The following is a 23996-nucleotide window of genomic DNA, read 5'->3' as shown; positions in this document are numbered from 1 at the left end:
CACCCAGGAGAACACCCATGTCCCAAGTCGTGCTGACTGAAATCCACGGCCGCGTCGGCCTCATCCGCATCAACCGTCCCGAGGCCATGAATGCCTTGAACAACGACGTCGTCGACGGCATCGGTGCCGCCATCGACGCCTTCGAAGCCGACGAAGCCATCGGCTGCATCGTCCTCACCGGCAACGAAAAAGCCTTCGCCGCCGGGGCCGACATCGGCTTCATGAAGGACTTCGACTACATGCACGCCTACAAGACCGACTTCATCACCCGCAACTGGGAGCGCATCAAGACCGCCCGCAAGCCGGTGATCGCCGCGGTTTCCGGCTTCGCCCTCGGCGGCGGCTGCGAAATGGCGATGATGTGCGACATGATCTTCGCCGCTGACACCGCCAAGTTCGGCCAGCCTGAAGTCAAGCTCGGCACCCTGCCCGGCGCCGGCGGCAGCCAGCGCCTGCCGCGTGCCGTCGGCAAGGCGAAGGCCATGGACCTCTGCCTGACCGCGCGTTTCATGGATGCCAACGAGGCGGAAAAGGCCGGCCTCGTTGCCCGCATCTACCCGGCCGATCAACTGCTCGAAGAAACCCTGAAGGCCGCGCAGACCATCGCCAACTTCTCGCTGCCGGTGGTCATGATGATCAAGGAATGCGTCAATCGCGCCTACGAATCCAGCCTCAACGAAGGCCTGCTCTTCGAGCGCCGCGTGTTCCATTCGGCTTTCGCGCTGGAAGACCAGAAGGAAGGCATGGCCGCCTTCGCCGAAAAGCGCAAACCGACCTTCAAGCACCGCTGATCCGACGGTCGACCGGCCGGGGCGGCCCAAATCCGCCCTGGTCGGCACGCATCCCGGCATGCATCTGTTCACCGATATTTCCAGCCACGGCTTCGGCCATCTGGCGATCAGCGCGCCCGTGCTCAATGCCCTGGCCCGCCTGCAGCCCGACCTGCGCCTCACCGTGCGCACCGGTCTGCCGCTCGACTTTCTCCAGACGCGCATTCAGGCGCCCTTCACCCATCTGCCCGAGGCCACCGATTTCGGCTTCATGATGCGCGATGCCACCTGTGTCGATCTGGAAGCCAGCGCCCGTGCCTACCAGGCGGCCCACGCGGACCGGCCGGCCCGCCTTGCCGCCGAAGCACGCCTGCTCGACAGCCTGAGGCCCGATCTGGTCCTCAGCAACATCAGCGACCTGCCGCTTGCCGGTGCGGCCATCGCGGGGATCCCGAGCGCCGCGCTGTGTTCGCTGAACTGGGCCGACCTCTTCGCCCATTTTTTCGGTCACCTGGCGTGGGCTGCACCAATCCACCACGATCTGCTCAGCGCCTACCAAAGCGTGCGCTGCTTCCTGCGCTGCACCCCCGCCATGGCCATGCCCGCCCTGCCCCGGCAATGCGCCATCCCGCCCATCGCCGCCCTCGGTCGGCGCCATCCGCTACCCGAGCCGGACAGCCGCTACGTGCTGGTCGCCATGGGCGGCATCGCGCACCGTCTGCCCATCGAAACCTGGCCCCGCCAGCCCGGACTACGCTGGATCGTCCCGGCCGCCTGGGGCTGTGTGCATCCGGACGCCATCACGCAGGAAAGCCTGGGCCTCGGTTTCACCGACCTGCTCTGCAGCATCGATGCCGTGCTCACCAAGCCCGGCTACGGCACGTTCACCGAAGCTGCCTGTCATGGCACCCCCGTCCTCTACCAGCGCCGCGCCGACTGGCCGGAGCAGGATGCGCTGATCGACTGGCTGCACCAGCATGGCCGCGCGTATTGTGTTGAGGAAGAAGCGGTCCGCACCGGACACCTGAGCGACGCGCTGAGCGCACTCCGGGCCCAAACCGCCCCCGCCCGCCCGATCGCGGACGGCGCAGACATTGCGGCAAGCATGCTCCTGGATTTGGCCCATCCAGGCCGGTCGACCGTCAGCCCTGCCCGGGCAGCAGGCTAAAATTTCCAGCCGAAGCGCTTGAGCAGTTCGCCCGTTTCGCAGACCGGCAAACCCATGATGCCGGTGTAGCTGCCGGAAATGTGTTCGACAAAAAGCCCGGCACGCCCCTGAATGCCGTAGGCCCCGGCTTTGTCCATGGGTTCGCCGGAGAGCACGTAGTGGCGGATTTCCTCGTCGTCGATGGGGCGGAAATGCACCTGGCTGGACGAGAGGACGTATTCGGTGCGCCCCTGGAAGGAGATGGCGACACCGGTCAGGACACGGTGGGTGCGCCCGGAGAGGCGTTTGAGAATGGCCGTGGCATCGGCCTGATCGACCGGCTTGCCGATGATGCCGCCCTCGAAGGCGAGCGTGGTGTCGGCAGCGAGGATGGGACGCGGCGGCAGGTGGCGTTCGCGCACGATCACCTCGCCATGCTCGGCCTTGGCGCGCGTCACGCGTTCCACATAGAGCACCGGATCTTCGTCCGGCAGCGGCGTTTCGTCGGTTTCGAAGTGACCGTAGGGCCCTTCCGAATAGGCCAGGGTGTCGAATTCAACGCCGATCTGGTGCAGCAACTCACGGCGGCGTGGACTGCGGGAAGCGAGGTAGAGACGCATCAGCCCTCCCGGTGGTAGGGGTGGTTTTTCAGAACGGTATGGGCGCGATACAGCTGTTCGCAAAGCAGCAGCCGGGCCATGCCATGCGGCAGGGTCAGGCTGGAGAGGCGCAGCTTGTCATCGGCCTGTTGCTTGAATTCTTCGTCCAACCCGTCGGCGCCACCGATCAGCAGCGCCACGTCGCGCCCGTCCTGCATCCAGGTTTCGAGGCGCTTGGCGAGCTTCATGGTGGTCAGGTCGTCGCCTTTTTCGTCGAGCACGACGAGGCGGCAACTGCCGGGCAGGGCCTCGCGGAGGCGGGCTTTCTCGGCGGCGAGCAGTTGCTCGCGGGTTTTGGAGCCGCGCGGCTCGGGCTTGATTTCCGTGACGGTCATCGCCAGCTCGCGCGGCATGCGCTTCAGATACTCGGCACAGCCTTCATCGACCCAGCCGGGTTGGCGGTGGCCGACGGCAAGGATGGCGAGTTTCATTCTTCGGCGGCCTGCTCCGTCAGCTTGCGGCGTTGCGCCGGCGTCGCCTGCCAGAGCTCTTCGAGGTTGTAGTACTGACGCACGGTGGGCTGCATGACGTGGACGACGAGGTCGCCCAGATCGACCAGCACCCATTCACCGGTGTCTTCGCCTTCGGTGGAGATGATCTCGCCGCCGGCTTCACGCACCTTGTCCTGGACGTTGCGGGCCAGGGCCTTGACCTGGCGGTTGGAGTCGCCGGTGGCAATGACCAGACGATCGAACATCGAGGTCAGCTTGGTGGTGTTGATGACTTCGATCTCCTTACCCTTGATGTCTTCGAGGGCGGATACGACGATTTTTTGCAGCTTGCGGATGTCCATCAGGCGTTTCTATAAAGAGAGTGGGTTTGAATATAGTCGAGAACGTCGTCGGGCAGCAAATAGCGCGCCGACAGGCCGTTGGCCAGGAGTTTTCGAATCTGGGTTGCCGAAATGGCAAGTTGGGTCATGGCAAAGGTGACGATGCGCCCGCCGGGGGCCGTCCTCAATCCGCCGACATCATCGAGCCGGCGCTGCCGGAAAGCCTCGGCCAGCGGGGCCGGCAGGCTGTGCGGCTCAATCGGGAATCCCGGACGATGCGAGACTGCGACGTGAGTCAGGTCGAGCAGATCCTGCCAGCGATGCCAGCTCGGCAGGCCGGCAAAGGCATCCGCACCGACCAGCAGGACCAAGGGCTGTGCCGGCCCGAGTTCGGCACGCAGGCGGGTCAGCGTATGCACGGTGTAACTCGGCGCGTCGGCCAGCACCTCGGCGGGATCGACCGAAAAATGGCCGTTGCCGGCGGTCGACCGCCCGACCATCTCCAGGCGCTGCGCCGCCGTCACCTGCGGCGTGCCGCGATGCGGCGGCTGCCCGGCCGGAATCCAGCGCACGCCGCCCAGGCCGAGGTGGGTCATCGACTCTTCGGCCAGACGCAGATGGCCGTAATGAACCGGGTCGAAGGTACCGCCAAAGAGGCCGAGCGGCGCAGGCAGGGTGTCAGACAATTTCGGAAATGCCGAAGATGTCGCGATAGCTCGCGTAGAAGCTGGCGAACACACTGGGCGCGATGATCAGCAGCATGGGCATGAGGATCAGGGTGGTGGCCAATTCCTGCGCACCCGGCACCACGATCATCAGCAGGGCAAGCAGGATGCCCGGCAGCAACATGGCGAAGAGCATCAGGGCAACGCTGTAGGCGAGAAAGGCGCGCCAGTTCATCCAGCAGGCGATGAAGCTGAAAAACAGGGCCTTGGCAGCCGACTGACGATGCCAGCCGGCCAGCACCGGGGCAAACCACCAGGCCATCATGACCGGCACCAGCAGGGTCATGACCACCAGTGACGGCAGGAGAAAATCGGCATCCTCGACCGCCGCCCGTTCGGCCCGGCTGTTGGCGAGCATGTAACGCAGCATGTCGCCGCCGTCGAAGAGGGAGGAGACACCGAGAATGCCCAGGGTCACCAGCAGGTAAAGCGCACCGAGCAGGCAGAGGGTCCGGGCATTCTCCTTGAGGCCGCCAAACAGGGTCTGCAGGCCAATCGGCAGGCCGCGTTCAAGATGGCGCGCGCCCTGCATCAGCCCAACCGACAGACCGGGCACTACCATCGCCGCGAGCAAGGCCCCCAGTACCGGCACGACATTCAGGAAAACGACCACGAACCAATAGGTCATGACCAGCATCGAGTAAGTCAGGGGCGCGCGCCGGTACAAGGCAAAGCCGCCCAGCAGCCAGCGCCAGCCGGCGGAGGAAGGAACCTGCTGAGCACGCATCTCAGACCTCGGTGAAGATGTCACGGTAGGAGGCATAGACCGCCCCCGAAAACACCGGCATGAAGAGCAGCAGACCGAGCATCAGCGGCAACATGGCGAAGAACAGGGCCACCACCAGGAAAATGCCGAACACCAGCATGGGCAGCCAGTTTTGCAGCCCCGCCGCAAAGCTCGCCTTCATCGCATCGACCGGCTTCATGTCGTGCAGCAGCACAAGCGCCGGCGCAAACCAGGTGGCCATGATGACCGGAATGGAGAGCAGCATGACGAGCAGCCCGGCCAGCATGACACTGCCCAGGGCAATACCAAAACTGCCGACACGCCCGGAAATACCCGCCCCCAGAATGCCGCCGCTGATCAACAGGAAGGCCAGAAACGCGATGCCGAAAACGCCCAGCGCGAAGAGCACGCCGACCATGACCAGTTGCCCGGCATTGTGGCGGAAGCCGGCAAACAGATCGCCGATCTGCGGATCGGTCTCCTCGGCCACATGCTTGCAGAGCTGGATCATGCCGGCGCCGAACAGCGGCACCAGCAGGTGAGCGGCAATCTGGCCGAAAATCGGCACGATGGAAATCGCCATCAGCATGACCAGCAGCAGGACGGTGCTGCCCAGCCAGATACCCGGATGGGCGAGGAACATGGCCCAGCCCTGGCGCATCCAGTCGAAGCAGGCGCCGGGATCGACGGCACGGCTGTCGCCACGGAAGGGACGGGGGGCAATGGGGAAAGCGGGGGTCTCGTTCATGCGCGGATGCTAACCAGTGAGTTGGCCGGGATCAAGCCGGATCTGTGCCAGAAGGTGGCGGAATTCGTCCGGATTCTTGCGGGTCACGACCTCGCCCGCTCGCGGCATGTGCCTGGCTTCCAGACGCAGGAGCCAGAAACGCAGGGCTGCCGCCCGCCGCACCGCCGGCCAGGCCCGGATTTCGGCCTCGGTGAGCGGTCGACCGCCGGCATAACCGGCAACCAGCGCACGATAGCGATCGGCATCGGTGCACCAGTCATTGACCACAACGGCGAGGTCGAAGAGCAAGGCGTCCTCGCCGGCAAAATAGAAATCGAGCACGCCAGACAGTTGACCGTCGGCCGACCACAAGGCGTTATCGCGGAACAGATCGGCATGAATCACCCCGCGCGGCAGCTCGGACCAGTCCTGGCTGGCCTGATAGGCCAGTTCGTCCGCGAGCAGGGCGGCCTCGTCGTCGGCCAGCACGGTCAGGAGACGCGCTCCGACCTGGGCCCGCCAGGCTGCACCGCAGGGGTTGGGCAGCGGATTCGGGAAATTTTGCGCCGCGCCATGCAACTGCGCCAGGGCACGTCCGAGCGCGGCGCACTGCACCACATCCGGCGCCTCCACGGCCTGGCCGGGCAGGCAGGAACACAAGGCCGCCGGCTTGCCACAGAGCATCCGCCAGCGCCGGCCGGCCGGATCGGCAAAGGGCTGCGGGGCAGGCACCCCGGCTGCCGCCAGATGCGCCTGCAGGGCCAGATAGAAATCGAGTTCAGCCGGATCGATCTGCTCGAACAAGGTCAGGACGTAACGGCCGCTGGCCGTCGTCACGAAATAGTTGGAGTTCTGCATGCCGGCAGCGATGCCGGCATGATCGATCAGCGCGCCCAGCCCGAGGGGCTGGAGCCAGGCCGCAAGTTCGTCGCGGCCAACCACGGTATAGACGGACAACGGGACTTACCAGCTATGAATGATCCACATCGGCGGGCGCACGGGGTTCGGCGCCACATCGGCCTCGATGAAGTTGCCGTCACCCTGACGGTCAACGAGGTAATAGGGCTTGCCGACAGCCGGTGTCACCTTGACCATGTACAACTTGCCCTTGATGCGGAATTCCTCGCGCGTCTCACGCTCCTGCTTGACGATGGTCACCTGCGGTTCGAGCGCGGCGTCAAAGGCTTCCATGCCGGGCGGTGGCGGCGGCACGGCCGGCAAGGGCTGCACGTCGGCCGGCTGCGCCCAGGCGGACGAGGCCAGCAACAGGAAAACGGAAAGTAGGCGGCGCATGGGCACTCCTTGATTGATCTCCCTGAATTTTATTACAGGTTGAGCATCATCTCGTGCTCATTCGGCAGCGGGCCGAAGGGGCGGGCCTCGTAGTGCTTGAAAATCGCTTCGACCACGTCCTTCGGCTCGTCGATCAGCTGGATCAGATGCATGTCCTCGGGATCGACCATGCCTTCCTTGACCAGGCGGTCCTTGAACCAGTCGATCAGTCCGCCCCAGAACTCCGAGCACACGAGGATGAGCGGAATCTTGCGGGCCTTGCCGGTCTGGATCAGGGTCAGTGCCTCCATCAGTTCATCGAGCGTCCCGAAACCGCCGGGCATCACGACATAGGCGCTGGCAAAGCGGACAAACATGTACTTGCGCGCGAAGAAATGGCGGAAGGTCTGGGAAATGTCCTGATACGGATTGGAACGCTGTTCATGCGGCAGCTGGATATTGAGGCCGACCGAAGGCGACTTGCCGAAATAGGCCCCCTTGTTCGCCGCTTCCATGATGCCCGGGCCACCGCCCGAGATGACCGAGAAGCCGGCATCGGAGAGCAACCGGGAAAGCTGCTCGGTGAGCATGTAGTAGGGAGAATCCGGGCGCGTCCGGGCGCTGCCGAAGATGGTCACGGCGGGACGGATCGCCGACAGGCGTTCGGTCGCCTCGACGAACTCTGACATAATGCCGAAAATCCGCCAGGACTCGCGGGCCGTGGTGTTTTTCAACTGCGCCTCGGTCTCCACCCCCATCACCAGTTTTTCGCTCTCTGTCACGGTATGCCTCTCTTGTTGTTGGTGGACGGTTCGTCCTATTTGTATCGCGCCTTCCATGCCCTGCCGGACCTGCGCAATCAGGCGGGAGAGCCGACCGGCGCCCTGTACGGCGTGTTGAACATGCTACGCCGCCTGGAAAGCGACTACAAGGCAGACTACAAGGCCGTTGTCTTCGATCCGAAGGGCAAGACCTTCCGCGACGACTGGTACCCGGAATACAAGGCGCACCGCCCGCCCATGCCGGACGATCTGCGCGCCCAGATCGAGCCCATCCATGCCGCGATCAAGGCGGCAGGCTGGCCGGTTCTGACGGTCGACGGCGTGGAAGCCGACGATGTCATCGGCACGCTGGCGACGCAGGCCACCGCCGCCGGCATCGACACCCTGATTTCGACCGGCGACAAGGACCTGACCCAGCTCGTCAACGACCGTGTGCGCTGGTACAACACGATGAGCAACGAGCTGCTCGATGCGGCTGGCGTCGAAGCCAAGTTCGGCGTACCGCCGACCCGCATCGTCGATTACTTGGCCCTGGTTGGCGACACCGTCGACGGCGTGCCCGGCGTCAGCAAATGCGGCCCCAAGACCGCCGTCAAATGGCTGACCCAGTACGGCTCGCTCGATGGCATCGTCGAAAACGCCGACAAGATCACCGGCGTGGTCGGCCAGAACCTGCGCGACCACCTCGATTTCCTCCCGCTCGGCCGGAAACTCGTTACCGTGGTCTGCGACCTGCCCGATTTGCCCGCCCCCGGCACGTTGACCGCCAGCCCGCTCGATATCGATACGCTGCGTACCCTCTACGGCCGCTACGGTTTCCGCACCTGGCTGCGCGAGGTCGAAAGCGGCACGCCGCCGACGGCCGCCCACACCCCGGCCAGCGTCTCGCCGCCAGGATCAAGCGCAGCGGACAGCCCGGCCCCGGCGGACCTACCGACGCCGCCGGCGACCCTGCGCTACGAAACCATTCTGGACTGGGCCGATTTCGACCGCTGGCTGGCCGCCATCGAGGCCGCCGAACTGACCGCGCTCGACACGGAAACCAACAGCCTCGACCCGTTTGCCGCCCGCATTGTCGGCATCTCGCTGGCCGTGACAGCGGGTGAAGCCTGCTACATCCCGCTCGCCCACACCGCGCCGGGGGTACCTGACCAGCTGCCGTGCGAGGCGGTGCTGGCCCGCCTGAAACCCTGGCTGGAGGCGGTCGACCGTCGGAAAGTGCTACAAAACGCCAAGTATGACCAGCACGTCTTCGCCAATCACGGCATTGCGCTGGCCGGTGTCGCCCATGACACCCTGCTGCAAAGCTACGTCCTCGAATCCGACAAGGGCCACGACCTCGGGCAGCTCTGCAAGCGCCATCTCGGCCTCGACACCATCGCCTACGAAGACCTGTGCGGCAAGGGTGCCAAGCAGATCACCTTCGATCAGGTCGATCTCGAACGCGCCGCCCAGTACGCCGCCGAAGATGCAGACATGACCCTGCGCATCCACCAGGTGCTGTATCCGCAGGTCTGCGCCGAGCCCGGCCTGTCGCGCATCTATCACGAGATCGAACTGCCGGCCCGTCCGGTGATCTGGCAGATGGAACGTACCGGCGTCCTCATCGACGGGGACGCCCTGGCCCGGCAAAGCCACGAAATCGGTCAGACCCTGATGAAGCTGGAAACCCAGGCTTACGAGCTCGCCGGTCAGCCCTTCAATCTGGCTTCGCCGAAGCAACTGGGGGAAATCCTCTTCGGCAAACTCGGCCTGCCGGTGAAGAAGAAAACCGCCTCCGGTGCGCCGTCGACCGATGAGGAAGTGCTCTCCGAACTGGCGCTCGACTACCCGCTGCCCAAGCTGCTGCTCGAACACCGCAGCCTCTCCAAGCTCAAAGGCACTTACACCGACAAGCTGCCGCGCATGATCGAGCCCAGCACCGGGCGCGTGCACACGCACTATTCGCAAGCCTCCGTGGTGACCGGTCGTCTGGCCTCGAGCGAGCCCAACCTGCAGAACATCCCGGTACGCACCGAAGAAGGCCGCCGCATCCGTACCGCCTTCGTTGCGCCGGCGGGTTACCGGATTGTCTCCGCCGACTATTCGCAGATCGAACTGCGCATCATGGCCCACCTCTCCGGTGACGAGCGCCTCCTCCAGGCCTTTGCCCAAGGCGAGGACGTGCACCGCGCGACGGCCGCCGAGATTTTCGGTGTCACGCCGCTGGAGGTCGGCCCGGATCAACGCCGCGTCGCCAAGAGCATCAACTTCGGCCTGATCTACGGCATGAGCGCCTTCGGCCTCGCCCGCCAGCTCGGCCTCGAACGCAGCGCAGCCCAGACCTACATCGACCGCTACTTCACACGCTATCCGGGTGTCGCCCGCTACATGGAAGAAGCCCGCGAATTTGCGCGCCAGCACGGCTACGTCGAAACCGTCTTCGGTCGACGCCTCTATTTCCCGGAAATCCGCAGCAGCAACGGCAACCGCCGCCAAGCCGCCGAACGCGCCGCCATCAACGCCCCGATGCAGGGGACGGCCGCCGATCTGATCAAACTGGCGATGGTGGCTGTGCAAGGCTGGCTGAATACGTCCGCATTACGTACCCGGCTTCTGCTGCAAGTGCATGATGAACTGGTGCTGGAAGTACCGGATGATGAAATCCCGCACATCCAGCTCGAACTGCCCAAACACATGGGTCACATCGGCAACCTGCGTGTGCCGCTGATTGTGGAGCTGGGCCAGGGGGCAAGCTGGGAAGCGGCGCACTGACCCAGCGCATTCCAAAGGTATACTGCCCGCACTCACTGTCCCCTGCAAAACACACTCATGTCGCCAGTTTCCATCACGGCATCGGCTCAACGGCTTGCCTGTATTTCGGCAACCCTCTATCTCGGGTTGCTACCGTTTGCCCACATTACCGCCGTCAAGGAAAGTTGCTTCGCCCTGCTCCTGCTCAGCAGCCTGATGCTGCATCCCTGGGGGACCCTCAAAACCACCCGTGTCTGGACCGTATTTGCCGCCTGGCTCGGGCTTGCCCTGCTCTCCTGGCAGTGGACAATCGCTCCTGACATTACCGTCAAATCGGTCTGGCGAGATGCAGCCAAGGGCATACTGGCGTTCAGTCTCTGCTACGTCGCCGCATACCGTGGTTTATCCCCCATCTACTTCGGTCGAGGGCTCCTTTTGGCAACCCTGGCCTTCAGCGGTATCGCTCTCTACGACTTTCAGGTCTACCAAACCTGGCAGGGGCCCCATAGCCCACCGCGCTATGATGTTTCCGTCACCTTACTGGCCTTCATGGCTATGCTCTTCCTGAATTTCGGGCACGCTCAAGACACATCCGCACGCCCTGCCCGACGGCTCACTGGCTTAGCACTGGGCCTCGCACTGGTCACCGGTATGCTCAGCGCTTCCCGCTCGTTTGCACTGGCACTGATGCTTGGCGCACTGGTACTGGCAGCCGTTTATTTCCGCCACGTATTGCCCCGACAGAGAAAAATCATCGTCGGCGCCCTCTTCATTGGGATCGCTGCGCCACTGGTGCTGTACTCGCTGGCGAATACCCAACGCAGCCTTGCTCATACGCAGGATCGGGAAATCCTCTACAGCACGATCACCAGGCATGCGCTGAAGGCGCCCTGGACAGGCAACGGTTTCGGTCATGAAACGAACCATGCCTGGTATGCGGAGACCTTCAAAGATATCCCCGGCGGAGAGGGACTGACCCAAGCAAAGCACGCCCATAACATCTTGCTGAGTTATCTGGAGCAACTCGGCATCCCTGGCGTACTGCTCATTCTGGCCCTGTTTTACAGCCTGGTCCGCCCATGCTGGACTGCCGCCCGCGCGGCTTCACCCGAAATGCGGCGATTGGGGTGCGCCGGCTTGCTCCTGATCCTTGGCACACTGATCTCGAACACCTTCAATTTCTACTTCGCACGGCACCATCTGCTTCTGTTCATGGGACTATGCGGTGTCGTGCATGGCTGGATCAGCCGTGAGAATCTGAGGCCAACGCTGTCCAGCGACTGAGGATGGCATCGAGCGCAAGATCCTCAACATGCCGTTGTGGCGACTGAGCAATCCGGTGTGGCACAGCCCACGGCCCCCAGCGCTCGGGATCGGAATCACCAAACAGGCACACCATGGGTTTGCCCAGTGCTGCGGCAAGATGCATTGCCCCGCCATCCGCACATAACACGCTGTGACAGAGCGATAAACCTGCGATAAGTTTATCCAGCCCTTGCGTCGGCAATGGAACAACAGGGGCGCTGCCAGTCGCAGCCATCACGGCGGCAGCCTTTTCATCGTCTCCGGGATGCTTGGGGTCATCCGCAGAGCCCGGTGCCCAGAACAGTAAACAGGCAGTGCCTGGCGACTGCGTCACATGGCGGATAAAACCGGCAAATCGCTCAGCAGGCCAGCGCTGCGATACTTTGCGCGCACTGATATGCACACCAATGAGACGGGTCGGCACGAAGCCCAGATGGGCAACACACTGCTGATGAAACACAGCTGACAACTGCGGGTCCGGGACAACGACAGGCGCAGGCGCCGCATACGACAAGCCCATGCGCACCAGCAGGTGGCAGCACTGTTCGACCTCATGCGGGCCAGCCACCTTGTCCTGATCGTCGCGCACCAGCACGCGCTGCGGGGCAATCATGCGTGCAAAGCGCAAGGAACTGGCTTGTGCACCACCGGGCAGCAAAACCCAATCGAAATGAGCCTGCCTTAAGGCCAGGATGGTTTTCAGGCGATCCCAATAGATCCCGAAACGCCCCTCCCCAGGTCCACGATGCTTGGCTTTCTGATAGGAATACACCACGTCGAGATCGGGATTTCGAGCCAGTACCTCGGCGTTGTAGTGCGTCACCAATGCCTGTATGTTGGCATCGGGCAATTGCTGCCGCAGTGCACGAATCAGGGGGGTACTGCACACCAGATCGCCGATATTGTCGCGGCGGATGACCAGAATCTTCACAAGCTTCCCCTCCCGATCAGGACCGACCCAGGGCTGCGCTGCGGCAAGCCTGCGCGGCGTTGATCAGATTCTGGGCGCGATGCTCGTAGGTATGGCAAGCCATCACCTTGGCGTGGGCTGCCTCGGCAATGTCACGTGTCTGGTCGAAATGCGCAAGCCAGTGCTGAATCTGGCGGATGCAGTCATCCATATCGTCGTAGTCGGCCCATTCACGCGCGACATCGAAATCATCGGCTGCATGCCGGCGTCGGTCGGTCAGGAGGAACCCACCGCGAGCCGGCACGCCATAACATCGCTCGGGCAGCCCCCAGCTGAGTTCCCCACCATGATCGCAGGAGGAGCGGAAGCTCAAGTTGATGCGGGAGCGCTGAATGACCCGAATCTGTTCCGCTTCGCTAATCCCCGAGGAATGCTTGATGTAATGCCGGATACCCAAGGCATCCAGGCGCGGCCGCAGTGCTTCGAAAAATGCCTGACGGGCCGCATGTTCCTTGTAACGTACGCCATCCATGTTGCCCAAGAAGGAAACATCGTATTCGTAAAAATCCGGATCGCGCATTTCGGCCAACGAGCAGCCATGGAGGTTGAAGTTGCGAACCCAGACCGCATTCGGACTGTAGATTTTGACGGGGGCGAATTCCCAGGTCGGCTGCATCGTGTGCGTGGCATAAATATCGAGCCGATTCAGCAAGCGGAACCACGCAATCCGCCGCTTGCGGATGCCCATATGCCAAGGCGCGTCCCGGTCCAGACCGATGAGCGGAATACCCGCCCGCTTCAGTGCCTGCCGGAAACGCCAGGTCCGCCATGGCTGCCGAATGGCCTCGTAAAGATTGACGATCACCAGTTCGATCTGCGCCGGATCAGCCGGCAGGGTCCAGGCATTCTCGATCACTTCGTAGCCCAGATTCCGGAACCCCTCTTCCAGCGGCTCGAAACCCTTGCGGTAATTGATGATGACTTTTTTCCCGCTCATGCCAGGACTCCCTTGTTTTTCATGACGGCACACAGTCTGCCAACGCGCGTGGCAAAACTGTCCGCGCTGAATTGTGCCAAATGCGCGCGAGCCTCGGCCGGATCAATCTTGAATGCCTGCACCTGCAAACGCGTCAATAGCGCATCAAAACTCGCGCCACCGTCCTTGCGCGGATCGTCGAAGAACAGGCCGGTGACTTCTGCCGCCACCGTTTCGGTGAATGGCCGGGCGTTGACCGCCAGAATCGGCGTACCGCACACCTGGGCCTCGATCACGTTCAGGCCAAGCGCCTCTTTTTCAGGCAGGCCGGTCAGCAGGTAATCGATCTGACCATACACCTGCGCCACATCAGACTGATGACCCCAGAAACGCACCTGCCTGCGACAGGGACGCAAGGCGCGATCCAGATCACGCACGGAGGCATACCCCCCTGCACCGAATATTTCGAGATTGACTTCAGGGTGCTGAGCCAAGATCGGCGCCAGGATGCCGAACAGCGTGGGGAACTGCTTGATCGGCGTCAGTCTGGAAACGATCGCAAGGGTGATCCCCGGACGTTTCTGGTAGGCGAGTGCCGGACGACAAGACATCCACAGCGGCGCCAACCAACTCAGCAAACGATCCCGCCCTTTGCGCAGATCCCAGTCATAACGGGAGTGGCGCCAGATTCCAGCCTCAGTTCCGCGCGCTGCGGGACGGGGCTTCAGGTCGGCAATCCCCAACAAGGGTTCAGCATGAACATGCTGCACCCCCGCCGCGTGCAGGCTGTCGATCACATGCTGCGAGACAGCGATCACGCTATCGTGTGCGGCAATCCGGCGCGGATCGCGCCCATAGAGCGGCATGTGGGCAATGCAGGAAATGATCCGTCCCGGTTGCCGCAGGAGCTCAAGTTCGGAGGGCGCCAGGGGGGTCTGACACAGAATCCAGCCCGGGTTGCGCGCCAGCAACTGGCGGACCATGTCCGCCGCATCGGCCACGGGAACAATCTCGGTGCCCTCAGGCAGTTCCCGCCCCCAACGCAGGTTCTCCCGATGGACGAAAAGCGTCGATCCGACGCCCTGCTCTGCCAGGGCCCGGGTAAAAAAGGCGGTATAAACTTCGCCGCCCCCCCAGCCTGTTTGCAGATTGACCTGAAAACACCGTGCGCTCATGCCTTGAATAACCCTTGCAGCCAGTTCCTGGCAATTCGGCGGCGCTGCGAAAACAGGGTTGCACTCCGCCACAGGGTGCCATACAGCTTGAGTTCACGACATTGCTGACGCACGCGGCGCCGGGTTGCCGGATCGGCGATCTTGCGCAGTTTGTGGAAGACGGAGAGGCCGCCATCGACCAATTGCCAGCGGATCAGCCCCGCCAGGACCGGATCAGCCCCGAGAGCATCGGCCATCTCGGCCAAACCCAAGGCATTGCGGATCGAACTGTCGATGATGACTTCGAAGCGCGCATCCGTCTGGGCCTGGGTATAGCGCCGGATACGCTGGCGATAGAAGTAGCCCGGTGTCGGATCGTAGGCCACGCGCTTGGCCAGCAGGAAAGCCTGGGTGGTCCACAACACATCCTCGTGGATGCGCCCACGGATGAAGCGCATCCGGTTCGCCTCGATGAAATCACGGCGATAGAGGTGCATCCAGACCATGTGGAGAAAGGTTTTTTCGGCTAGGCGCTTGTGCAGCACGGCCCGACCGCTCATGACGTCTGCTGACAAATCATCCTGATAAATCAGTTGGTCCTCGCGTCGCCCCTCAAAATGGAAGACAGCATTACCATGGGCCATCTCCAAATCATGCTCGACAGCAAGATCGAGCAAGCGGCGGTAATAGGTCGGATCAATCCAGTCATCCGAATCGACAAAGGCGACGTAGGTGCCTTTTGCATGATCCAGCCCGGTGTTACGTGCCTCGGACAAGCCGGCATTCTCCTGCCGGATAACGGTCAGCAAACCAGGATGTGAAGCCTGATAGTCGGCCAGGATCGAGGGACATTCATCAGTCGCGCCATCGTCAACGACGATGATCTCGATGCCGTTGAGGTCCTGAGCCAGCAAGGAATCCAGACAGCGCGGCAGAAAAGGAGCGACGTTGTAGACCGGTACGATCAAGGACAAACGAATAGCATCGGTCATGCTTGCCCACCATTCAAGACATAAAGTCGCCGATGCCGGCGTTTTTTGATGCTTTCACCAAGACGTACTGCCATACCCAACAGCGGCGTGGGCAACAGGCGCCACAAACCGGCGGCGAGATGGCCCGACCTCAGGCTCTTCAAGCCGCCAAAGGATGGGCTAGCCGCCTTGATCCGGGCATATTCCGCCGCTGCATCCACCCCCATGGCCGCCAGTTTCCGGTAAAACGCACCCTGCTTCGTATCAAACGGCTTGGTGTGGTGCACCTGCACGGCATCGACAATCATGAGTTTGCCGGGGTCACCCCGGCGATGCGCCAGTTGCGAGCCCCAAGCATAATCGATACCCCAACTGCTTTTGGACAGCAAAAAGCTGGGTTCGAGAAAGCGCAGGGTGTCCTTGGAAAAGAATGGCATCATCACTTCGACAAAACTGACCCGCCGCACATCGGTCAGGGGGTTGTACAAGGTGACATCGTGATTGACGTTGGAGCCCCAGCGCAATGCCGGCTGAGCCAAGTCCGCGTGAGCCCGCTCACATTGAGAAAAGGTCTGCGAAATCCCGCCGGGCGGGAATTCAAGGTCATCATCCAGCAACGCAACATAACGATATTCATCGAGACTCAGCGCGAGCGCATCACGCCCTTGCAGATAACCTTCGAACTTGTTGTCGCCACCATCGCTTTCGAATTCCACGGCAGCCTCACCATGCCCGGCAGGCTCGCAGTACCAACTGACCCAGCAATCCCAATTGCGATCAGGATCGTCGGCCAGCCATTGCTGATGCAAACTGGCCGCGCCGGCCCGCACCATCACAAGATAAGGACGTGCCATCCGGCTTACCCCGGATTCCGTGCAACCACGGCAAACTGCAGCCACCGGATATCTGCGTGCTTGCCACCGCCCAGCCAGTTCAGGATGGCGTACTTGGGCGGCAGGCGCTTGGGACCGTTGATCCCTTCCATGCGCACGATCTCCAGCCCGGCCGACTCGAACAACTGCGGAATCGTCTTGGCGGTAAAGAAGCGCAGGTGCGTCCGATCCAGCACGCCCTTGTCGGTATAAAAGAACTCCCCATCCTGGACCAGCGACTTCAGCACGCGGAAATAGCGCAGGTTCGGAATGGACGCCACCAGCGTCCCGCCCGGCATCAACAGTTCGCGCAGTCGGATCAAGGCAGCCCAGGGGTCAACCAGGTGCTCCAGGACATCGTTGAGGATGATGCAGTCGTAACGGGCAGCGGCCAATTGCGGGTAGATTTCGGGCGAAAAGGCGTCACCGGTATAGACCGCATCCAGTCGTTCGGCAGCCAGATTCGCCGGCTCGGGCATCAGTTCGACCCCCGTCACATGGCAGCCCTGGCGTGCCTTCAAGGCAGCCGAAAAAGTCCCATCGGCACAGCCGATGTCCAGAATCCGGGTCGCTGCCTGATCAATGAAAGGCAGCATTTCCTTGCGTTGCGCACCGAAATAAGCAGCCTGCTTATCCTGATAGATTGCGCTCATAAACTCTCCGGTTCGAAAGCGATGTTTTTCCCGTCCAGCCAGATCAGCAGCACGAGAAGGGTGTAGACAAGACGGGCCGATGCATGACGATCGCCCGACTGTTGCCAGAGTTCGGCCAAGGCTCGGTGATCCATGAAGGAGAAGCGACTGGCGCTGGCAAAATGCGCATCCCCGACCTCCCGCCACGCACCTTTGAATAGTTGGCGCACAGGAACGGAAAAACCATGTTTTGGCCGGTCCCAAACACAGTTGGGCAAACGTTCTTTAGCCAGGCCGGTCAACAACGATTTGAGGCCATTTTTCAGGTGGACCGTCGCCGGCACCGACAAGGCGAAATCGATCACCGGTTGGCCCAACAAGGGGACACGCACCTCCAGGCCGTGTGCCATGCTTGCCCGATCGGTTTTGGTCAGGCAGTTTTCCGAGAGATAGGTCCACAAGTCGGCCCGCATCAAGGCGGCGCTATCCATCTTTCCTCCTTGTTTCCCAATCAGATCCAGCCAGCTCCCAAGCGTACGCTCGACCCGCGCAGCCGGCACAATCGCCGAATCGAGGTAACGGGCCATCTGCTTGCGCCCCGGCCACGGTCCGAGTTCGACACGCCGATAATGCAGCAACTCCTGGCCGCTCAGGCAACGACGCAATAGTGATGCGGGCGCAAGACCGGCATCGACCAAGGCGCGCACGGGCCGTTGCCAGAAATGCGGCGGATGCTGGCTTTCCGTATCCAGAAAGCGGGGATAACCGCCGAACAGTTCATCACCGCCATCCCCGCTGATGGCAACGGTGACATGCTGGCGGGTCAGACCGGCAAGTGCATGCGTCATGACATACGCCGGATCCGCCAGCGGCTGGTCCAGATCACGGATCGCCGCCACGAAGCGATCTCCGTCAATCGAAGGCGCTTCCAGCACGTGATGCCGACAACCAAACCGGGAAGCAACCTCTGCCGCATGCCGGCTTTCGTCGAAGCCTTGGTCAGCAAATTTGAGGCTGAAGGTCTCGACGGGTCTCGAACTCGATTCGGCGAGATAGGAGACAAGCAAGCTGGAATCGATCCCGCCGGAGAGGAAGGCCCCAATCGGTACATCCGCCACCTGCTGCCGCGCCATGCTGGTCCGCAGCACCTGGTCGAGCGCCGGCAGCAATTCACCTTCCGGCATGAGCAGGGGCTGTTCGCGGGGGATCGTCCACCACTGGCCGGTCTCGGCGGTGGCTTGGCCGGGGCGGAAGCGCAAGTATCCCCCCGGCGGTAACTGTCGGACATCGCGCAGGAAGGTATGCGGGGCAAGCGGTGTCTGGAAGGCCAGGTAATCGCGCAGCGCTTCCGGATCGAGCCGTTTGGGAAAATCAGTCAGTGCGAAGAAAGGCGAGAGGGTCGATGCGAATACCAGTTCCCCACCCACAACGCCATACATGAAAGGCTTGATGCCCAAGGCATCCCGCGCGGCAAAAAACGTCTGCGTTTCGTGATTCCAGATCGCGAAGGCGAACATGCCGTCCAGCTTCTGCAACACGGCCTCACCCCAGGCACGGTAACCCTGCAGCAGAACTTCCGTGTCCGAATGATCGGTCTGGAATGTGACCCCCATCGCCAACAAGGCTTTGCGCAGTTCAGGGGCGTTATAGATCTCGCCGTTGAACACGATGGTCAGACGCTTGTCCGGGGTTTGCATCGGTTGCTGCCCCCCGGCCAGGTCAATGACGGCCAGGCGAGTATGGGCGAACAAGACCTCACCCAAGGGCAGAATGGTTTGTGCGTCAGGACCGCGACTGTGAATGCCGGCAAGCGCCCGGCTGGCGTCAGCCTGCCAGCGTCGTCCCACCATGCCGAAAATGCCACACATTAGGCATGCCCTCCCGCCGCACGGGCAATGGCTTCATAAGCGACGGCAGCCTGCTCGGCACTGTAAGCAGAGAGATCAAGATGTGAGAGATCTGGCGGCGAGGCCAGGAAATCCTGCATCCGCCGCGCCAGCGCCACGGCATCGCCGCAAGGCACCAAGGCTGATGGCAAAGCGGCACCGAGTATCTCGCGCGGGCCGGAAGGACAATCCGTTGAAATCACCGGCGTGCCACAAATCAGCGCTTCGATCAGGACATTCGGCAACCCTTCATGATCAGAACACAGCACCAGGAGGCGTGCACCGGCCATCCAGGGATAGGGATTGGTCTGGAAACCGGCGATTTTGACCCGGCGGCTCAAACCCCGTTCTGCAATCATTGTCTGCAGGGCAGGTGTCGACTCGGTCAGCAGGATCAGATCCCGCTCATCCGGCAAGGCCGCCCACGCATCGAGCAACAGATCATGGCGTTTCTGGGCCGAGAACCGTCCCACATGCAGCACGTACTCCCGCTCCGGGGTAAATGGCAGGGGCTCACAGGCCTGTGCACGGATCGCTGACAAATCAAAGGGATTCGCGATGGTCGCGACGCGCGATGCCAGTCCGAGACGAGCGGTCAGATCACGGGCCACGCCGGCCGACACTGCAATCAGTGAGCGCGCGCCATAGAGGGCCTTATAGCGCTTCAAGCGTCGCTCAGCCTTGCTGGGTGAACTGCGCTTCAACTTGTCGATTTCTGCCGACAAGGTATTGGCAATGCGACACCAATGGCGGGGCACACCGCTCATGGCCGTCACTTCATCGGCGAATGGCAAAGTAGACACGACCAGATCAGGCTGGACACGACGAAGGGTCCTGCCCAGGCGATATGCCAGCCAACGTTTGCCCAACCAGCCCCGATGCAGCTTGCCCGCCACGATGTGCTGCTGAATCCGACGGTCAACCGCGTACGAGGCCCGTTTTTCAAGCAGAAAGAGATCGGCCTGATGCCCCCGCTCAACCAGGGCCAGCGCGGTTTTCAGGACGGCCTTTTCGGCGCCGCCACCGGCCAGATTGGGCAGGACGAAGGCAAACCGCATTCAGGCCGCCTTCAGATTGGCCAGGGCAGGCTCAAGCTGCGCCCAGACGCTCTCGACCGTCAGCCCGGCCATCGAGGCCTCTGGTCCGACTTGGCCAGCCAAAGGATGGTCGACGGCGGTCAAGGCTGGATGCTGAAGCGGTTTCAGCATGTGGGCCGGAGAGGAAGGGTGATACATCGCCATCATCGGGCGGCCGAGTGCGCCCATGATGTGCGTCGGCCCGGTGTCCACGCCGATGTAGTAATCCAGGCAATTCATCAGCGCGGCAGTCTGACGCAAGCTCAGGGTACCGGCAAAATGCGTGGCAGCCGCCCCGAGTTGCCCGGCGAGAGACAGCGTGCGCTCTCGCTCCAAGGGGCCACCAAAAATCAGAAAATGCGCCTGGGGATAGCGTGCCCGGATCAGATCGGTCAGCGCTTTGAAATTTTCGACCGGCCAATCGCGATAGCCCTTGGTCGGAAAACTGGCGATCTGCAGACCAATCAAGGGAAAGGCGCCAGCACGTTGCTTGTCGGCCAAAGTTTGCCGCGCCCATGCGGACTCTGCATCCGTGACGGTATAGGCCAGTCGCTCGTTTTCAATCGGCAGGTTGAGATCTTCGACCAGCGCGTGCTGCATATAAACGGCATGCCGGGATTTGGGCGCCGGTTCGCTTGCTGCATGCAGCAGACAGGCATTGAGTGCCGCATCCTGCTGACGCATCGCCACCACACCGCGCGCTACACGCAAGGCATAGCGAACAAGTGGCTCGTCGTAGCCGAACACGAAGGCCAGATCGTATGGCTTGCCCGGCATCCAACCCTGCCAGAGCGCCGTTTTCTTGGTAATCGGCCCAACAGCATGGATGAACGGAATATGCTCAAACACCTCGCATCGGTTCGGATGGCCCAGCACCGTCAAGCGAGCCTGCGGAAAATGGGAACTGATCGCACGCAGGGTGGGCGTCGACAAGAGTGTGTCGCCAATCCGCGAAACCTGGATCGCCAGGATGGCGCGAACGGCTGCGGGATCGGGGAGGCGAGATGCAGGCATCGCGATGTGCTCTCGGCTCAGCGGACTTCCGCAATGGCGGCCTGAAAAATGGCCTCCATCTTGTCCAGCATGCTGTTGAACGAAAAACGCGCCTCTGCCACCTGGCGAGCTTGCATACCCAGTTGTGCACGCTGTTCAGGCGCAGCCATCAAGGTTTGCAGCGCCTGTTCCAGGGCGGCAGCATCCCGCGGCGGCACGACCAATCCGGTTTCGCCATGCGTCACGGCTTCGGTGATCGCCCCAACCGGCGTTGTCACAATGGGCAAACCACTCAACATCGCCTGCAGAATGGCCTGCGGCACGCCCTCATTGGCATAAGACGGAAGGCAGAAAATATCCATCGCCTGCATCCAGGTTTCCGGGCGATCCTGTTGGCCGACCAGAGAGACACGATCGCTCAGGCCAAGCTCGGCAATTTTGGCTTCAATATTGACGCGCATCGGGCCTTCGCCAACCACCAGCAGATGACTGGATGGCGCATTCAAGCGGGAAAAAGCTTCCAGCAGATAGAGATGCCCCTTCCAGCTACGCAAGGTCGCCACAATGCCGATGTAGAAACGGGCCGGATCCAGCCCCAAGGCACGGCGCGCCGCTTCGCGGTCGCCCGGCGCAAAGCGGGCCGGGTCGATCCCGGTTGGCACCGAGGTGATCATCCCGGCAGGGAAGCCATTGGTCTCGATCAACTCACGGCGCAGTGCCTCGCCGGTCGTCGCAATATGCCGACAGCCCTGGGTGTATAGCCAGCGGGTCGATGCATTGTTGGAGACCGGTGCCGAGATGTGCCGCGTCCGTACGACGGCAGGCGCATTGGCCAAGGTCTTGCAGGCCAGCGCTGCCAGCCAGCTGTCGGTGGAACTGTGGGTATTGATCACGTCGACCGGGTTGGCCTTCAGCCAGGAACGCAGGGCCATCGCACCCTTGAGGCGCTTCTTGCCGATTGGCAAGGCCTGGACCGGCACGCCGCGGCGCGGGGCTTCCTCGAAGATGCGCGCCTCCGGAGGACACAGCACCAGTACTTCGTGGCCACGCGCAATCATGCCGCGCGACTCTTCGAGAATCCGGATTTCCTGCCCCCCCCAACCCAGGGAGGCTTCGGTATGGATGATCTTCATGCAGTTTCCGCAAATTGGAGACGGTAAAGCTGGGCATAGGTGCCGTTTTTGGCCAGCAGATCGGCATGGCGTCCGGACTCAACCAGGCGCCCGCCCGCCAGCACGGCAATACAATCGGCCCCTTCAATGGTCGACAGGCGGTGTGCGATGACCAGGGTCGTCCGCCCTTGCATCAGGCGCTCCAGCGCCTCCTGGACCAGACGCTCCGACTCGTTGTCGAGGGCCGAAGTGGCTTCGTCAAGAATCAGGATCGGCGCATTTTTGAGAATGGCACGGGCAATGGCCAGGCGCTGACGTTGGCCACCCGAGAGACGGTTGCCGTTTTCACCGATGACGGTATCGAAACCTTCCGGCAGGGCGCGAATGAATTCGAGCGCATTGGCTGCCTTGGCGGCGGCTTCAATCTCTTCCATGCTGCGTTCACGTGCATCGCCATAGGCGATATTGGCCGCCACCGTGTCATTGAAGAGCAGGACATCCTGGCTGACATAGGCGATATGACTGCGCAGCGAATCCAAGGTCAGATCCTGGAGGTCATGTCCGTCGATCAGGATGCGGCCACCCACCGGGTTATAGAAACGCGGCACCAGTGCCGCCAGGGTCGACTTACCGCCACCGGATTGACCCACCAGCGCAAGCGTCTGCCCCGCCGGCAGGACCAGGTTGAGATCGTCCAGCGCAGCACGCTCAGCCCTCGGGTAACGGAAGGAGACCGACTCAAAACGCAACTCGCCCTGAACATGCGTCAGCGTGGTCTTGCCCGTATCCTGCTCGTCCGGCTCATCCAGCAACTGAAAGACACTTTCGGCAGCAGCCAGCCCGCGCTGCAAGGGGGCATTCACGTCGGCCAGGTGGCGCAAGGGGGAAAGCAGCATGAGCAGTGCCGTGATGAAGGAGACAAAACTGCCCACCGTAGTCTGCCCTTCGCTAGACTGGATCACGGCCACGTACACCACCACCGCCACGGCCACCGATGCCAGCAGATGCACGATCGGGCTGGTCGCCGCTGCAGCAACGGCTTGTCGCATATTTTGCGCGCGGACTTCGTTGTTCGTTTTCAGAAAACGGGCCGTTTCCTGGGCCTCACCACCGAACACCTTGACCACCCGATTGCAATGGGCGGTTTCCTGCAGCACCTGCACCATGTTTGACGTACTGAGCTGCGCATTGCGGCTGGCCACGCGCAGACGACCGGAGAAGGTCCGCATGACCACGGCAATCGCCGGAATCAGCGCAAAACAGATCAGTGTCAGCTTCCAGTTCAGCCAGAGCAACCAAATCAACAGACCAAGTACGGAGAGACCATCCTTGAGCACCGTCACGATCACGCTGGTGGCGGCAGAAGCCACACCATTCACGTCATACGCGATCTTGGTCAACGGAATATTGGAAGAATTGGCCTGAAAGTAACCGATCGGCAGGCGCACCATCTTGGCGTACATTTCCTGGCGAATATCGGTGATCACCCGGTTTGAAACCCAGGAAAAACCGTAGCTCGAAAAGAAATTGAAGATCCCGCGTACAAAAAATACGCCGACGATGCCCAGCGGAATCAGGATCGGATGCTCGAAGCCGCCCTCCGTCTTGAATCCGTTGTCCAGCATCGGCTTCAACAAAGCGGGGAAGAGCGGATCGGTCGCGGCCAGCACCATGGTTGCCAGCAGGGACAAGGTAATGGCAACCCAATACGGGCGGACGTAGCCAAGGAGGCGGGTGTACAACTGACGACTGGAGGCGGTTGTGTTCATGAATCAAACCCGGAGGTAACCGTTCA

24 protein-coding genes are annotated in these 23996 nt (G+C 62.1%); 4 read left to right on the top strand and 20 right to left on the bottom strand.

What is annotated here, in order from left to right; all coding sequences use genetic code 11:
* Positions 1–17 precede the first annotated feature (17 nt).
* Together AACO21_RS02340 and AACO21_RS02335 are read left to right on the top strand one after the other, a co-directional pair.
* Complete coding sequence (locus tag AACO21_RS02340) at positions 18–791, top strand: enoyl-CoA hydratase (RefSeq protein WP_346190870.1); 774 nt, start codon at positions 18–20, stop codon at positions 789–791.
* Between the two features lie 58 nt (positions 792–849).
* Positions 850–1938, top strand: coding sequence for a hypothetical protein (locus tag AACO21_RS02335; protein ID WP_346190869.1), 1089 nt, complete (start codon positions 850–852; stop codon positions 1936–1938).
* On the opposite strand, the gene AACO21_RS02330 is transcribed toward AACO21_RS02335, so the two are convergent.
* Genes AACO21_RS02330 through AACO21_RS02290 form a run of 9 tightly spaced genes read right to left on the bottom strand, consistent with a single transcriptional unit; the run spans position 1935 to position 7557 of the window.
* Positions 1935–2537 carry a Maf family protein gene (locus tag AACO21_RS02330; RefSeq protein ID WP_346190868.1) on the bottom strand — a complete coding sequence of 201 codons (603 nt, stop codon included), beginning with the start codon at positions 2535–2537 and terminating at the stop codon, positions 1935–1937. The genes AACO21_RS02335 and AACO21_RS02330 overlap by 4 nt on opposite strands.
* Positions 2537–3007 carry a 23S rRNA (pseudouridine(1915)-N(3))-methyltransferase RlmH gene (rlmH, locus tag AACO21_RS02325; protein WP_346190867.1) on the bottom strand — a complete coding sequence of 157 codons (471 nt, stop codon included), beginning with the start codon at positions 3005–3007 and terminating at the stop codon, positions 2537–2539. The genes AACO21_RS02330 and rlmH overlap by 1 nt, the downstream gene beginning before the upstream one ends.
* The gene (gene rsfS, locus AACO21_RS02320) at positions 3004–3369 is read right to left on the bottom strand and encodes a ribosome silencing factor (protein ID WP_346190866.1); all 366 of its coding nucleotides are present in this window, start codon (positions 3367–3369) and stop codon (positions 3004–3006) included. Before rsfS ends, rlmH begins: the two co-directional genes overlap by 4 nt.
* On the bottom strand, positions 3369–4034 hold the full coding sequence (gene nadD, locus AACO21_RS02315) for a nicotinate-nucleotide adenylyltransferase (protein ID WP_346190865.1): 666 nt from the start codon (positions 4032–4034) through the stop codon (positions 3369–3371). The genes rsfS and nadD overlap by 1 nt, the downstream gene beginning before the upstream one ends.
* On the bottom strand, positions 4027–4800 hold the full coding sequence (locus AACO21_RS02310; protein WP_346190864.1) for a BPSS1780 family membrane protein: 774 nt from the start codon (positions 4798–4800) through the stop codon (positions 4027–4029). The genes nadD and AACO21_RS02310 overlap by 8 nt, the downstream gene beginning before the upstream one ends.
* 1 nt (position 4801) lies before the next feature.
* The gene (locus AACO21_RS02305) at positions 4802–5548 is read right to left on the bottom strand and encodes a BPSS1780 family membrane protein (RefSeq protein WP_346190863.1); all 747 of its coding nucleotides are present in this window, start codon (positions 5546–5548) and stop codon (positions 4802–4804) included.
* Positions 5549–5557: 9 nt separating this feature from the next.
* Complete coding sequence (locus tag AACO21_RS02300; RefSeq protein ID WP_346190862.1) at positions 5558–6484, bottom strand: homoserine kinase; 927 nt, start codon at positions 6482–6484, stop codon at positions 5558–5560.
* A gap of 6 nt (positions 6485–6490) precedes the next feature.
* Positions 6491–6820 (bottom strand): DUF2782 domain-containing protein, encoded by a 330-nt coding sequence (locus tag AACO21_RS02295; protein WP_346190861.1) that lies wholly within the window; start codon positions 6818–6820, stop codon positions 6491–6493.
* 32 nt (positions 6821–6852) lie between these two features.
* Positions 6853–7557, bottom strand: coding sequence for a TIGR00730 family Rossman fold protein (locus AACO21_RS02290; RefSeq protein WP_346190967.1), 705 nt, complete (start codon positions 7555–7557; stop codon positions 6853–6855).
* A gap of 27 nt (positions 7558–7584) precedes the next feature.
* Between AACO21_RS02290 and polA the strand changes: the two genes are divergently transcribed.
* Positions 7585–10335 (top strand): DNA polymerase I, encoded by a 2751-nt coding sequence (gene polA / locus AACO21_RS02285; protein ID WP_346190860.1) that lies wholly within the window; start codon positions 7585–7587, stop codon positions 10333–10335.
* Between the two features lie 57 nt (positions 10336–10392).
* Positions 10393–11598: an O-antigen ligase family protein gene (locus AACO21_RS02280; RefSeq protein ID WP_346190859.1), complete on the top strand. Its 1206-nt coding sequence runs from the start codon at positions 10393–10395 to the stop codon at positions 11596–11598.
* Here AACO21_RS02280 and AACO21_RS02275 read toward each other — a convergent pair.
* The 11 genes from AACO21_RS02275 to msbA are packed head-to-tail and all read right to left on the bottom strand — an operon-like array spanning position 11558 to position 23970.
* Entirely contained in the window at positions 11558–12550 is a 993-nt protein-coding gene (locus AACO21_RS02275) for a glycosyltransferase family 9 protein (protein WP_346190858.1), read from the bottom strand. The genes AACO21_RS02280 and AACO21_RS02275 overlap by 41 nt on opposite strands.
* A 16-nt stretch (positions 12551–12566) precedes the next feature.
* The gene (locus AACO21_RS02270) at positions 12567–13526 is read right to left on the bottom strand and encodes a glycosyltransferase (protein WP_346190857.1); all 960 of its coding nucleotides are present in this window, start codon (positions 13524–13526) and stop codon (positions 12567–12569) included.
* On the bottom strand, positions 13523–14680 hold the full coding sequence (locus AACO21_RS02265; protein ID WP_346190856.1) for a glycosyltransferase: 1158 nt from the start codon (positions 14678–14680) through the stop codon (positions 13523–13525). Before AACO21_RS02265 ends, AACO21_RS02270 begins: the two co-directional genes overlap by 4 nt.
* On the bottom strand, positions 14677–15651 hold the full coding sequence (locus AACO21_RS02260; protein WP_346190855.1) for a glycosyltransferase: 975 nt from the start codon (positions 15649–15651) through the stop codon (positions 14677–14679). The genes AACO21_RS02265 and AACO21_RS02260 overlap by 4 nt, the downstream gene beginning before the upstream one ends.
* A complete protein-coding gene (locus tag AACO21_RS02255) occupies positions 15648–16484 on the bottom strand; it encodes a hypothetical protein (protein ID WP_346190854.1) in 837 nt (278 codons plus the stop codon). The genes AACO21_RS02260 and AACO21_RS02255 overlap by 4 nt, the downstream gene beginning before the upstream one ends.
* Before the next feature lie 5 nt (positions 16485–16489).
* Complete coding sequence (locus tag AACO21_RS02250) at positions 16490–17155, bottom strand: class I SAM-dependent methyltransferase (protein ID WP_346190853.1); 666 nt, start codon at positions 17153–17155, stop codon at positions 16490–16492.
* A complete protein-coding gene (gene asnB / locus AACO21_RS02245) occupies positions 17152–19002 on the bottom strand; it encodes an asparagine synthase (glutamine-hydrolyzing) (protein WP_346190852.1) in 1851 nt (616 codons plus the stop codon). Before asnB ends, AACO21_RS02250 begins: the two co-directional genes overlap by 4 nt.
* On the bottom strand, positions 19002–20078 hold the full coding sequence (locus AACO21_RS02240) for a glycosyltransferase (RefSeq protein ID WP_346190851.1): 1077 nt from the start codon (positions 20076–20078) through the stop codon (positions 19002–19004). The genes asnB and AACO21_RS02240 overlap by 1 nt, the downstream gene beginning before the upstream one ends.
* On the bottom strand, positions 20079–21110 hold the full coding sequence (locus AACO21_RS02235; protein ID WP_346190850.1) for a glycosyltransferase family 9 protein: 1032 nt from the start codon (positions 21108–21110) through the stop codon (positions 20079–20081). It lies immediately after the preceding gene.
* A 17-nt stretch (positions 21111–21127) separates the two neighbouring features.
* On the bottom strand, positions 21128–22222 hold the full coding sequence (locus AACO21_RS02230) for a glycosyltransferase family 4 protein (protein ID WP_346190849.1): 1095 nt from the start codon (positions 22220–22222) through the stop codon (positions 21128–21130).
* Positions 22219–23970, bottom strand: coding sequence for a lipid A export permease/ATP-binding protein MsbA (msbA, locus tag AACO21_RS02225; RefSeq protein WP_346190848.1), 1752 nt, complete (start codon positions 23968–23970; stop codon positions 22219–22221). Before msbA ends, AACO21_RS02230 begins: the two co-directional genes overlap by 4 nt.
* Between the last annotated feature and the right edge of the window lie 26 nt (positions 23971–23996).

Source organism: Dechloromonas sp. ZS-1 (assembly GCF_039649255.1).
Taxonomy (GTDB): Bacteria; Pseudomonadota; Gammaproteobacteria; order Burkholderiales; family Rhodocyclaceae; genus Azonexus.
This window is presented reverse-complemented; position numbering and strand designations above follow the sequence as displayed.